At 54.0% G+C, this 13,748-nt stretch carries 4 protein-coding genes; all 4 read left to right on the top strand.

Annotated elements, in window-relative coordinates; all coding sequences use genetic code 11:
• Positions 1-126 precede the first annotated feature (126 nt).
• Positions 127-3,363 (top strand): TonB-dependent receptor, encoded by a 3,237-nt coding sequence (locus M2447_RS01110; protein ID WP_277557011.1) that lies wholly within the window; start codon positions 127-129, stop codon positions 3,361-3,363.
• A gap of 58 nt (positions 3,364-3,421) precedes the next feature.
• Positions 3,422-7,066, top strand: a complete 3,645-nt coding sequence (locus M2447_RS01105) for an autotransporter outer membrane beta-barrel domain-containing protein (RefSeq protein ID WP_277557010.1) — start codon at positions 3,422-3,424, stop codon at positions 7,064-7,066.
• A 24-nt stretch (positions 7,067-7,090) separates the two neighbouring features.
• On the top strand, positions 7,091-10,969 hold the full coding sequence (locus tag M2447_RS01100; protein ID WP_277557009.1) for an autotransporter outer membrane beta-barrel domain-containing protein: 3,879 nt from the start codon (positions 7,091-7,093) through the stop codon (positions 10,967-10,969).
• Positions 10,970-11,121: 152 nt separating this feature from the next.
• Positions 11,122-13,524 carry a metallophosphoesterase gene (locus tag M2447_RS01095; RefSeq protein ID WP_277557007.1) on the top strand — a complete coding sequence of 801 codons (2,403 nt, stop codon included), beginning with the start codon at positions 11,122-11,124 and terminating at the stop codon, positions 13,522-13,524.
• The last annotated feature ends 224 nt before the right edge of the window (positions 13,525-13,748 follow it).

Here is a 13,748-nt window from a genome sequence, read left to right as displayed (position 1 = left end):
TCGAAAGCACGACACCATTCACAATTTCTTTTAACATCACGCTTCCCCTCCATGAAAACGCACCGCCTCCCATCATTATTCGCCATTGCCGCTTTTTTTGCATTCCTTGTTCTCCATTCCCCGTCAATGGCGCAAAGCACCGGGCAAACAGTGACCATCACGGGTCGCGTCTTTAATGTTGATTCCGGCCTTTATATCAAGAGTGCTGAAGTTCGCATTGATGGGACGAACACCATCGTCTACACCGAGGACGGCGGTCTTTACAGCATTGTTGTTCCTGTTGGCAAGGTGTCCCTCACTGCCAGTTATGCCAATACCCGCCCCTCCACCCTCACCATTGATGCGCGTGTAGGAGTTCCCAACATACTCGATTTCGAGTTGCAACCCATCAGTTTGGGCACGGGCCTTGGCACCGCTGGCACAACAAAACCGATTTCAGAGGCCGACCTTGTTGTTCTTGAAAAATTTACAGTCACATCGGAACGTGCCGGACAAGCTCAAGCCTTCATGGAGCAAAAAGCCGCCGATAATGCCAAAACCGTCATCGCCGTCGATCAGTTCGGAGAACTCACTCAAGGCTCTGTCGGTGAATTTATGAAATATATGCCCGGTGTTACCCTCGACCTTGATGACGAGGGTGAAACCGCCTACGTCCGCGTCGGCGGCCTTGACCCCAAGTATGCGGGTTTCTCCATGGACGGCATTTCACTTGCCTCCGCAACCGAGGGCAGCACTCGCGCCAATCACTTCCAGCAAATGTCCATTACGGCCATCGAGTCCATTGAGTTTAACCAGACACTTCTCGCCCGCATGCCCGCCAACACTCCCGCGGGAAAATTCGAGATGAAAACCCGTTATGCCTTTAACCGCAAGAAACCCGAAATCAGCTTCGATCTTGGCCTCGACGGCACCGGCGAAACCATCGAATGGGGCAGTGCATACCTTCCCGACAACAAAAAACACAGGCGCACCTACATCGGCGGGCGTCTCGGTTTCGGCGGAGCCTTCCTAAAACGTCGTCTGGGCATAGAGGCCAGTGTCTCCCGCTACCAGCAATATCGAAATGACCAGCGGCACACTGTCCAGTATACCTATCCCACCGCGCCGCATATTAATGTCGCGGATGGTTCGTATAGCAATCCGAATCCCGGAACCAACTTCGTTGTGCGCAACGGCCATCTCGAAGCGGCGGAAGGCCCCACAATTCGCCAAATCGAATGGCTTGACGGTCCTCGCATCAAAACCTCCCAATCCGCCAATCTTTCGGTCGACTTTAAGATCACACCCGAGCTCACATTTGCCATTCGCAACCAATACACATACAACGAAAACGAATACTTCAACACCTACTTCCAGCTGCTGGGCACGAACCGTGATGATGACATGGATGTCAATGTTAACGCACCCACTCCGGGGTTGGATCCCACCTCCACGCTCACACGCTGGGTGGTGAATCCCACCGGCCCCGCCGGCACCCAGGCGCTGGAGTCTGTCCTCACAGAGTCCCCCTCGTTCCGCGTAACAAAGAATACAAACTATGTGACTTCACCCCGGCTCACTTACAAGAGCGGCCCGCTCGAAATCCAGCTGCGCACAGCCTATTCCTCATCCAAGACCGAGTTGAGTGACGGTGATGAGGGGCGTTTCCGTGCCGTCCGCAACCGCCTCGGCGGTGTTGGTTGGATTGCCGAGCGCCCTTCCACCGATTCCCCGGAGTGGAACCTCACTCAAACGGCGGGCTCCCTCTGGACCGAGCCCCAAAACATGGGGCGTGCCGCCACCTATTTGTGGGACACTTGGTATGACGAGCCCCATTTTGTCAGGAACACCCAATTGTCCGGCTATCTTGATGTCACCTATGCCGCGCGCGTGTTCGGACATCCCGTCACCTTCCGTGCCGGCGGCGGCATCCTCGAAAACGAATACAAGCGCCGTTACAGCAGAAAACGCTATGACTACATCGGCCCCGAAGGCATGCAGATGGCCACCGTCTTTCCGTATGCCGACAATTATGTTTTTAACATGGATCTCGGCGGCAAGTCCGGCAACGTCAACCAGCAGAACTGGGCTGTGGTCGACCAAAACGCCCTATGGGACACCTTCGAAGAGCATCCCGAATGGTTTATCTTCAACGAGGTGGATCATATCCGCCAGCGTCTCGTGGGTCGGCGTGACCTAACCGAGACCATTGACGCCATTTACGCCGAGGCCACCACGCGCGCGGGCAAATTTCAGATCAATTTTGGTTTGCGCGCGGAGCGCACCGAAACAGAGGTTCTCATTACCCGGATGCTTTCCAAGGAGGAAATTACGGCTTACGAAACCTTTGCCTCCCCGGAGGAAATCGCCACAGGCATGTTTAATACCGACACCACCGAAGGAGTCCTGTTTCAGTATAACTATGGCGCTCGCGAGAAGCGCAAGGAGGACTATGATAATATCTTCCTTTCAGGCGGTCTCAAATACGATTTGACCAAAAGTCTGAGATTCCAGCTTTCCTTCTCCCAAGCCATCCTGCGTCCGGACTACGGTAATATTTCGGGCACTGTAAACTATCCTGATTATTATCCCACCAATTTGTGGATACCCAACCCCAAGCTCAAACCCGAGAAAACCACCAAATTCTACGCCGGCTTCCAATGGTATCTCAAACCGTCCGGCATTTTTGAAATTTCAGCCTATCGGCTTGATATCAAGGATCTGCAAATCAACAATATGCAAATTACTTCGGAACAAGCGGAGGCTCAACTCGGATACTCCCTCGAGGACGCCATGAAAGGAATGATGAATGACTCCGGACTAATTGTTGATGAGGAAACAGAGGTGGCGGAGGAGGTCTTCAAGAATATCCGCGATATCGGCTACCGTTCCACGATCAATGCCGACGGCACGCGTGTTGTTTATGGCATCACTGTCAGATACGACCAGCAGCTCACTTTTCTCCCCGGTCCGCTCAAGGGTATCGGCATTTTCGGCTCCTTCACCACCGCCAAGCTTAAAAACGCTGAAATCGACGAGGAAAAGATCGGACGCGCCAGCAAATCAGCCAACGGCGGCATCAAATATCGCTATGGCCGCTTCAATGTTCAGCTTCGCGGCTCTTGGACAGACGATGCCCTTAAGTCCATCACCCGTCCCTATCCTGGCCGCAAATGGAACGTGCAGGAGTATCAGTATCAAAAGGCTCGCTTTATTGTGGACCTCTCCGGTGGCTGGAGACTCAACAAGAATCTCGAGCTCGTCTTCTCCATCCGCAATCTCACACAGGAGCCCTACATTCGGTATTCCAACGTCCCCGGACGCGTCAGTTGGTATAGCGTCCCCGACACCATTTGGAATTTCAGCATAAGGGGCAAATACTGAGTGCGCAATCGCCGTGCGCCTTAAGTTTTAAGTTAAACTTCAAACCAGACTACCTTTTATGAACACACATGCTAACGACGACGCCGTTATTCAAAATGGAAACGGCATCCAATCGCTTCCACTCCACTCCGGCTCATCGGGAAGGAGGCAAATCTCCGGTTTTTTCAAATCTAAATTCATTGCGCTTGCCTCGATTCTTTCGCTTTTCGTCATTCCCGCTCCGCTATTCTCCCAATCCACGGAGTCGGGTGGCTCATTCTCTGGCACGCCCCTTCTTCCTACTGTCAATGGCACCTATTATTACGAAGGTTACGACGCCGCCAGCGATCGTTACATCTATGTCGCGCCGTTCAGCGGCACCGATCCCGTCACTGAAGAAATCATCCACAGCGGCACGTATTATTATGTGGACAGTGCTGGCAATACCACTGTTGGAGGAGAGGCGACCTATCCGGTGATTTCCCCCTATCGCGCTGTTGTCGAAAGCGGTTCCTTTACATTCCAATTCCACAACGCCCACGCCGGACTCTATTCCACCGCCCCTACAGGCACCTTGGGCGAGACGGGAACCACTTATGCGGTGCGTTCCGGCACATGGAGCGTTAGTGATGTCACTTTCACGATGGATGCGGCCGATGGCTCCGGCTTATGGGCTGTGGGCTACACTGGCACCACCATCCATCCGGTTACCTTCACCGGCACCAATGTTAACGTGCTCTCCATCACCGCCACCAACAGTTCGCGTCAAGCCGTCTCCATTCGCAGCGGGGCGGAGGTCTATCTTTACAGTAGCACAGTTTCAAAAACATATACCAACTCAGGTGCCGACGGTTCCGAAACCATCTACATGGTTGCAAATCAGGAGGGCAAGGGAAGCTCCGCATATCTCTACGGCAAAGATCTCACCCTTATTTCAAGCGGACGGGCGCTTGAGGCCATCAATCAGGGCAATGGTCACACAGTGGTCGAGCTTTATGATTCTATCATCAGTAGCACCATCAGTGCCATCAATGCCAACACGCAGGTTTTCAATCTCAATGACCAGCAATCCCAAGGCGGGGCTCACTTCTATGGCGAGAATCTCACCATTGATGTGACCAACACCTCTCCCGACGTAGCCATACGCACATTTGCCTTCGGTTACGGCGGAAATAGCATAACCCTTAAGGACTCCACAGTCACAACCGGCGGTGGCAAGGGGGCTGTCTTTCGCTGGAAAACGTCCGAGGGCACCGGTGGAAGCGCCGGCGGCAACGAAGCCATGGCCGACGGGTTCACCAGCAAAGTTTTTCTCGAAAACACCAATGTCACGGCCCATGGAGATTTTGCTCCGATTTTCCAGCAGACCGGGCGCCTCGGCTGGGCTGAAGTCACCGGCGGCACACTTACCACGACCGGCACCGGATCGCCCATTATTCGCCTCGCTGGAGCTAATGACGCTAAGGACGAGTCCAAGTTCACCGGTATTTTTACAGGTGTTGTTATGGAAGCCCAGCAATCCTCGGCTATCGACCTTGATATGTTTATCAAGAATACAACCAACTATGGCGAGGACGGTGGCGGTGTCGGCAAGGAAGTTACCACTCTTATTTCGAGCACATGGGATCTTATATTTATCAGCTCCACACTAACGGGCACTAGTGCCGTCCGTTTGGCCACCGCCGGTGCCGATAACAGTCCCTATTCCACTTGGGCAAATTTCTATGTTTACGATTCAACCATCAATGGTTGCATTGAGATGCTAGCCGGGGCGCAAAACACCTCCAGTCAGGAAACCAGCGGGGCTAATCTTTTTGTTCAGGGAACCAATTCTGTTTTCACTGGAGGTTTTTATATCACGGGCAGCAATGTTGCCCGCAAGACGCACCAGGCAAGATTCGATCTCTCGGATAGCACCTTTACCGGTGATATAATCGCCACCGATCGGGGGCTCTCAACGTTCAATTTTGTTCGCACTCCCGTTACCGGTAATATTTCACTTTCCGGTTCCACCACCACGTTCCTCGACCTCATCAGTTCGCCCATAAGCGGTGGTATTTCCCTTGATGGCACCGCTACTCTCCAGAATCGGCCCGGTCTTGATCTTAACAACCGCCGTGCCACCATTCACAACTCAGCCATAGTAGGCGGGTTTGATCTCGCCGGATCCTCCGTGGTTGACCTTACCTTCACTGGCGCCGACTCCGTTGTTTCCGGCGGCATCACAGCCACCGGTAAAGCCACTGGTGTTTTCCGATTTGAGGAGGATACTTCCCTCAATGGTGGCGTCACACTTTCCGGCAGCTCCTCCGTCGCCATCGTCCTCTCCAGTGTTGACCAGTTCACGGGGGATCTTGTTGTGCTTGAACGTGCAACGCTCGCGCTTTCCACGTTCGCAAATACTGATATTTATCTTAACCGCGGTCTCACACTCGGGGGTATTTGGCGAATTCCGGGTAAAACAACCCTTGAGGGGCTTTTGAACATAACCGATTCGCTAGGGAGCATTTCCATCGCCAATGCGGCCAACAACAGCCTCACTCTTGTGAGTGGTCTCAGCGGTAACGGACGCCTCATTATTGAATCCATTGATAGCCAGGCCCTTGGTGCCAGCGAAATTCGCGTCATTCACGATGAGACGAATACGTTTGCATCCGATGCTCTTATTCTTGCGCACCCTGTTGACTATGGGCTTGCCGGCTACACACTTGAAAACCGTTCTGATGGAGCCTATCTTATTGGAGGACTTGACAATGGTTCCTTTGGTTCGGGCGGTGCCGCTGTTTTTAACACTCAAGCCCTCGCTGTTGAAGACTGGTATGCCGCATTGGCTCCAGTCAATCAGCGACTCAACCAGCTCCGAGAAAACAATAGGGGCGTTCTTTCTGGCGTCGATTCCCCCGCAAATGGTGACTCGGGCTCAATCTGGTTTCAGGGACGAACCGATTACACCCGTGTAAATCTTGCGGGAACCTCCCGTGATTTCACCTCGAGAGTCTTCGGCCTCACAGTTGGTGCCGACGTGCGCTGGGATTTTGACACAGGCACGGTTTCGAGCGGCATTTTTGCGGATTCCGCCCGTATAGATCGCGACTTTATCAACACCGGCGACGGGCATACAACCAGCGCGGGCGGCGGTCTTTACTTCCATTATCAACACCGCTCCGGAGCCTTTGTGTCCGGCATTGCCCGTTTCGATGTTTACGAAAACAACCTCAACACCAACAGTCCCACAAATGAGTTGAGCGCGAACTACCATACCCAAGCTCTTGGGGCGGTTTTCGATTTCGGCTGGCGATTCAATCTCGGCGAGGATGAAACCGGCTGGTGGTTTGAGCCGGCATACCAGATCGGGTTTGCCTCCCTTCCGGGTGTTTCCTACACCACCAAATCCACTAGGGCGGATAACATCATTGACATTGAAATCGATGATGTTCGTGCCACGCAAAATGTTTTTCGCTTCGCTTTTGGCAAAACGCTTGGCAAAAATTGGAGTTTCCGCGGCCATGTTCTGGCTGCGACGATTGACGCCAGCGGCGGCGAGTTCAAATCCGTGACCGGCTCGCCCGTTTACACAATCGCCGAGGATCGCGCCGAGGTTTCCCTTGGTGTTTCATGGCGCGCTGGCCGCGCCGGACGAATAAATCTCGACGTTGCCTACACCGAGGCCGACGACTACGACCGCCCTTATTCCGTCTTCCTTGGATACAGCCACCTCTGGTAAAAAACGATACTTTCAGAAACTATTATGAAAACGCTCGATGCCCCCCCTCCGATGAACACCACACGTCCGGCACTCTTAAACCTAAAACTCAAATTTCCGCTTCTCTGCGCGGTTTTTGTCGCGGCCACGATGTTCGGCCTTCGAGCTGACGATGTCTATTGGTTGTCAGGCTCCAGCGGCAACTGGGATGCCACCGATAATTGGCAGGGCGGAGCCCTTCCCACCGAGGCGGACAACGTCATCATTGGATCCGGCTCCGTCTATATCAATGTCTCGGGCACTTCAACCACCGCATCCATTGGACACGGGATTGATGAGGTTGCCTACGTCACTATTGGCAATGGTGGCGTTTGGATGCCCAGTGGCACCGACATGATACTCCCCACAGGCACCACATGGATTGGCAACAGCGGCACGGGAATTGTCACGGTTGAATCCGGCGGCGTCTGGATGTCCAGCGGTAGCAACGCCAATGGCGACTTTCTTCGTCTCGGTGAAAATGACGGCGCGTATGGCGAGATTAACGTCAAGGATGGCGGATATTTTGAGTCAAGCGGCATATTCGTCGGCGGCACCGGCGGCACCGGTGTTATTAATATTGAGGCGGGCGGCACCATGGCTATTCGCAACGGCACACTGTATATCGCCCGTTACGACGGTTCCTACGGCGAGGTTAATATTGATGGACACTTTATCAGTGGATATAACAACACCAGCGTGCCGGGTTCCTACTATGTGCCCGTCGGCTATACCGCCGGCTCGGTTGGCGTCGTCAACCTCGGTGCAACAGGCATCGTGGATTCCGGTATTATTGACATTGCAAAAAACGCAAGTGCCTCGGGCACCGTTACCATAGCGGGTCGCTGGAATGTTAACACCACTGGGAACAATGTTATAGGCAATGAAGGCACTGGGTTTTTGGAGATTAAAGACACGGGTGTTCTTAACATGCTCAAAAACGCAAGTTTTGTCATGGGTAATTCCCTCGCCGCCTCCGGCACGGCAATCATCAGCGGTTCCGTGATAAATGCGAACACTGTGTATATCGGCAACAAGACAACCGGTGAAAACACTTTCATCCTCAATGAAGGCGCTCATTTCGACAACACCGCCAATTCCTGGTTCGGGCGCAATCCCGCCGATGAGGGTAGCGGACTCAGCACGGCCATAGTGAACGGTTACTGGTATACCGGTGGTTATATGCGCATTGCTGAAAACGGCACCTCTGTTCTTAATATAGGGGAAACAGGTGTGGTCAAAATAAACAGCTATATGTATCTCGGAAATAACGGCACCAGCAACAGCGGCACGGCCATGGTGAATGGATACTTGGAAATCAATGACAATTTCCATCTTGGCCAAGCCGGTTCCAGAGGGGATCTCTACATTGGCCAGACAGGAACGGTTGCAACCAATGTTAAATCCGGGGCTGGAATGCGCATTACCTATAGCACCCCCCTGTCCACGGCATCAGTTGGCGTGGACGGCGTCTTGAATTCCAATCTTTATATAATTTTGGCCCATCACGGGAAAAGTGACATGTTTGTCGGGCAGACGGGCACTGTTACAGCCGGCACTTACATCGCCATCGGTCAGGGCGACTCCCATAACAATGCAATTACAACCGGCGAAATTGGCATTGACAATTACGTCACTTCTTACGGTGGCACCATGATGGTCGACGGCTATGCCAAGGCTGGCACTTACATTCAGGTTGGCAATCGCACCTATGGGCGTCTCGACATTTCCACCACCGGCACGGTCATTGCGGGCACCATTTTGCGCATGGGGTTGGCTACCAGCGGCAGCACACCAGCGGTTGGTGTCGTCAATGTTGACGGTTATTTGCAGGTTGGCACCGATTTACAAAACGGCACAAAAGGCATCGGTTACCTTGATATCAGATCCACCAGCAATGTTACCATTGGTGGTAACTACTCACAGAATGCCAACTCCACCCTCCGTGCGGAACTCGATTCCGCTCGGAGAGCCGATACACTGTATCCCGACTTGTCCGCCCCTCTGTTCACTGCGGGCGGTGCTGCCACTCTTTCTGGCACGTTGCATGTTCACGGCGATGCCATTCAAAATATTCCCAACTTTGAATACGATGCGGATGGATATGCCAAGGCTAGCACCCTTACCGGCATTCCTGTTTTTCGCGCCAACGGTGGTATCTCCGGAGACTTCACGACCGTCGTGATCGACGGTTTGACGATTCCTCCCGGCCTTCCTGACTTCATCCGCGGCGGCGGTCTTAAGGTCAACGAGGGCGGCCCTGTGGACACCCGCTATGACATAGGCTACGGTCTTGCATGGAAGAGCGGTGTCGCGTCGGCTCATGGTGATTTCACAGTTGGTGCGGGATATACGTTTGAGGCCGACCTCCAACTCACTGATCGCAACCTTGTGTTTGACAGCGGTTGGGACGGCAAATCCCTCGTTAAAAAAGGTGAGGGCACGCTCATCCTCTCCGTTGAAAATGCCTACACTGGAGCGACCACTGTGGAATCAGGCACGCTCCTTTTTGCGGGGCCTGTCAGACATACAATTGGCGATCTTACCAACAACGGCGTCATCGATATTCGAGGTAACACAGGTTTTCGCACTCTTACCGCGTCCACGCTCGCCGGTAGCGGCACATTCAACATGGCCGTCGATCTGGCTTCCGGCAAGGGGGATCGCATTGTCATCAACGGCGACGCCACCGGCACGTATCGCCTCAACATCACGGGAAGCAGCAGCCTCGGAGACTCAATGCCCACGGGCGACGAGCCGACGATTACTTTGCTCAGCATCGGTGGCGTGAATGACATTGATTACAATGCTGGCGGCACGGATCCCAACGGTCTCGCATTCGAGGGCAATTTTGACTACGGCGTTTTCAACTACGCGGTTGAAATGCAGGGGCACAACATTGTCATCGTCAACACTGGCCTTGATCCCGTTTCCTTTGACCCCATCAAGGGTGTGCCGGGTGCGCAAAGCGTCCTCTGGTTCGACCAGCAGGACAATGTTAGCCGGCGCCTCGGCGAGCTGCGTGCTCCCCGTGAGCAAGGCATGGGGCTTGATTTATGGGCTCGCGCCCACGCCTCCAGCGCCACCCTTGGCGGCGGCAGCACGGAAATGCGCAAATCCGATGTGGACATGTGGGGGGCCGAGATTGGCATCGATTACACTTGGCGCTTCGACACGGACCGTGTCACCGCTGGCGCCTATATTGGTTATGGTAGCGCAGATCAGGATTTTCGCGCCATTTCCTCCTCCAATGCCGGCAAGGTCACGGGCGACAGCGATATCCTCGGCTTCGGTGGCTATGCCGCATGGTTGAACGATTCCGGTTGGTTCGCCAATAGCACTCTCAGCCTCGCCCAGTATGATAATAAATTCGATGCTAGGGACGGCAGCAACAACTCCACTAGGGGCGACTACGATGATCGAGCATTCGGTGTCACAGCCGAGATTGGCCGTCGAATCGACATCACCAATGGCTGGTTTGTCGAACCCGCGGTTCAGGGGGCGATTGTTCGTTTCATCCGTGGCAGCTACACCACGGAGGGAAGCGATGTAGCCTCCCAACTGCGTGTGCATGGCTCCGATGCCACCATTAACCGCATCCGCGGCACCGTGCGCGTTGGCCGCACTTGGCAGCTCGCGGGCAACTGGTTTGAGGTCGCCGTCCGCGGTGGTGCCGTTCGCGAGCGCAGCACTGGTGGCGAAGTCAATATCGGTTCCGCCAACCGCTGGCGCCCGAACCTTGACGGCGAACGCTTCGAAGCAGGCTTTGGTATTTATTGGAAACCCTTTGACGTTGGCCAAGTTTATTTTGACTACGAATATGCCGGCGGCACCTGCTACAACAAACCTTGGGGTATCAGTGTCGGTTTCCGCCTGTCCCTCTAATTCTCGTTCATTCAATCATTAATGAAAATGCAGGCCCGCGCCTTTTTCTTCAGGAAGGTCACGGGCCTGCCCCATCAATAAGGCAAGATCGCTCGGCATGCGGACATTCGCATTTTTCAAATAATTCTACCGCCTGCCTCAAAAACTTCGCTATGACATTTACTCAGAAAAAGATTTATTCGCTCCTTTTCGTAGTTTTCCTACTGGCATCTCCGTCCGTTTTCTCCAAGACGGTGATCAACAACGATTTTGAAAAAGGTGTTCCGAGGGAATACAGTCCCGATAAAAACTTCAAAATCGCCACGGACACCGCTTATGCGCGTTCTGGAAAATATTCCTTGCATCTTGCCAAAAACGCAGGGTCTGCATCAAACGCCGTTTACTATGATCTTGATGGCCGGATGAATTTTGTCGATGCCTGCGAATTCTCCGTATGGGTCTACACCAAGTCCAAAACAAGGGTCGCCATTTACATTTCCACGGACGATGGAGGCGGCCGCTATAATGTTGCCGAGGCATATGGCACGCTTACGCCTGGAAAATGGTGCCAGATGAAGGGAGTTGTCTATGCGGGCGATTGGCGCAAGCAGGATCAGCAAACGCGCTTTGTCATTCGCAGCTATGGCGAGTGCTGGGTCGATGATGTTTCGCTTGAAACCAGCACGACAGTGACGCCCGCGCAAGCTTGGCCCCGCCTCAAGGCAATGATCCAGTCGAGGACTGCCAAGCGCATCTCAACCGTCAAACTTGGCGACACCCTCACTCTCGACGCACGCAACGCTGTCCTCGCTCCCGACACTGCCCGCGTGGAAGTTTCCCTGCCCGACTCTGCCTCGGCCATCATTCCGGAGGAGGGACTGCTGGTGTTTGCCATTAACGCCACGGAAGATCTTGCGCTTACCGGCTCGCTCCAGCTCGAACCCGACGCTGACCTGCGCCCCGGATTGCGCGTCACTGTGCTTGCCGACGACACTGTTATTGCCGCTCCCGCCGTAAAGGCCAAGGCGTGGAAGGGGACTCAATCCGGCAATCGTCCCGGGCCCGCACCGAACATCAAGGGCGAGCGCCCATCCTCCACCGTTTCCCTTGCGCCCTTCCGCTTAAGCAAGGGGCGTCATTATATCACTGTCGCGGGGCCCCACATTCGCTCCGGCGGCACTTTTGCGAAACTCGAACTGCAGGCCGCCGCGCAGCCTGCTGAGAAACCCCTCTACTCTTTCGGACTTCTTTCCGACACGCATCTTGGCAGCGGCCGTCCCGAATGGATTAACCTGAAACTTAACGCCCAAGCTGGCGTCGAGTTGGAGGCTGCGCTCCGCCAGCTCAAACGCGAAGGCGCTGGCTTTGCAATCATTGCGGGTGATATGACCGATGCCGGGCGCCGCAGCCAATACGATGAGCTTTCCCGTATCGTCAAACGCGCCAACCTGCCCGTTTACGGCTGCCTCGGCAACCACGACACTTTCCGGGATTCGCGTAAAAAAGACATCGCGGAAACAATACCAAAACTCTTCCCCGATGGTCCCTCGAACACCGATTATGCCTTTTCCAAGGCTCCCTTGCGTTTCATCGTGCTCGACGGTTCCCACTGGTATGGCAAGGACACCCCCGTTCAAGGTTTCAGGGGCGGCAAGGCCGACAAACCCACCTATCGCGAGGGCATGGTCGATTGGTTGCGTGCCACCCTCGCCGCTGACACCACCACGCCCACCATTGTTGTTTCCCACTATGAGTTCTTCCTCAATCGCGGCGTATCTCCCGTGAGCGGCTATGATCTTGGCAAAGGTTCGGTGATGGACAAAAAACTCATGGTTGCTCTCGATGCCGCGCCCAATGTTGTCGCCACCTTGAATGGTCACATGCACTACAATGCCGTTGGCGATTATCATGGTATTACCAGCATCCAAAACCCTGCCTTCGTCGAGTGGCCCAACGCCTATCGCGTGTGCCGCGTCTATCCCGACCGCATGGAATGGGAAGTTCGTCAAATCTCCAATCGCGGCATGCTTCGCGAGGGTGTTGTAAAAGAAAAGGCGCTCCTGTGGATGCTTTCCACAACCGAGAACGACCTTGCAGGCACTGTGAAACTGTCGCCTCGCACGCCCGTGACGACTGTGATCGACGAGGATTTCGAGGGAAACACCCCGCCGAGCAACGTTTTCGGTTATCGGGTGAGCCGCGACATTGACACAACCCGTGCGCACTCTGGCAAATCATCATTGCGCATCAAGACAACGGGCAAGGACTGGGGCACCGTTGGCTTTGAGCTCGACCATCTGATGAATTTCGGTGCCGCGGCTGAGGTTTCCCTATGGATTTACACCGAGGCTGAGGCGAGAGTGTCATCGTATATTTCCGCCCAAGTAATAGGCAACAAGGATCGGCATACCGTGGCTCGCATTTCCGGCAAAATTGAACCCGGCAAATGGTGCCAGTTGAAAGCCAAGATTCCCGCCGGCTACTGGCGCATGGACGAGAAGGATGTCCGTCTTGTGGTTCGCACCTATGGCGAGTGCTGGATCGACAATGTCAAAATGCGCGCTGTCAGGCCTTGAAATATCAATTGCGATCAGCACAAATTAATCAAAAAATCAGAACAAAACATTAAACCCGCGCCATTTGGCAAACCTCGCCTTAAACCCAGATTGGACTTAACACGTAAACACAACTTCACTTTTACGCCCCGAAGTAAAATCGTATTTTAAACACCATCATGAAAACACCTCAAACCGAACCTTCAACACACACCTCTCCGTTCCGTGCAAACCGGTTAAAATTG

This window comes from Ereboglobus sp. PH5-10, assembly GCF_029504735.1.
In the GTDB taxonomy this organism is placed as follows: domain Bacteria; phylum Verrucomicrobiota; class Verrucomicrobiia; order Opitutales; family Opitutaceae; genus Ereboglobus.
This window is presented reverse-complemented; position numbering and strand designations above follow the sequence as displayed.

Bases quoted from the DNA above. Each gene is read 5' to 3' on its own strand.
- M2447_RS01110 (WP_277557011.1), top strand. From the start codon at position 127: ATGGCGCAAAGCACCGGGCAAACAGTGACCATCACGGGTCGCGTCTTT.
- M2447_RS01105 (WP_277557010.1), top strand. From the start codon at position 3,422: ATGAACACACATGCTAACGACGACGCCGTTATTCAAAATGGAAACGGC.
- M2447_RS01100 (WP_277557009.1), top strand. From the start codon at position 7,091: ATGAAAACGCTCGATGCCCCCCCTCCGATGAACACCACACGTCCGGCA.
- M2447_RS01095 (WP_277557007.1), top strand. From the start codon at position 11,122: ATGACATTTACTCAGAAAAAGATTTATTCGCTCCTTTTCGTAGTTTTC.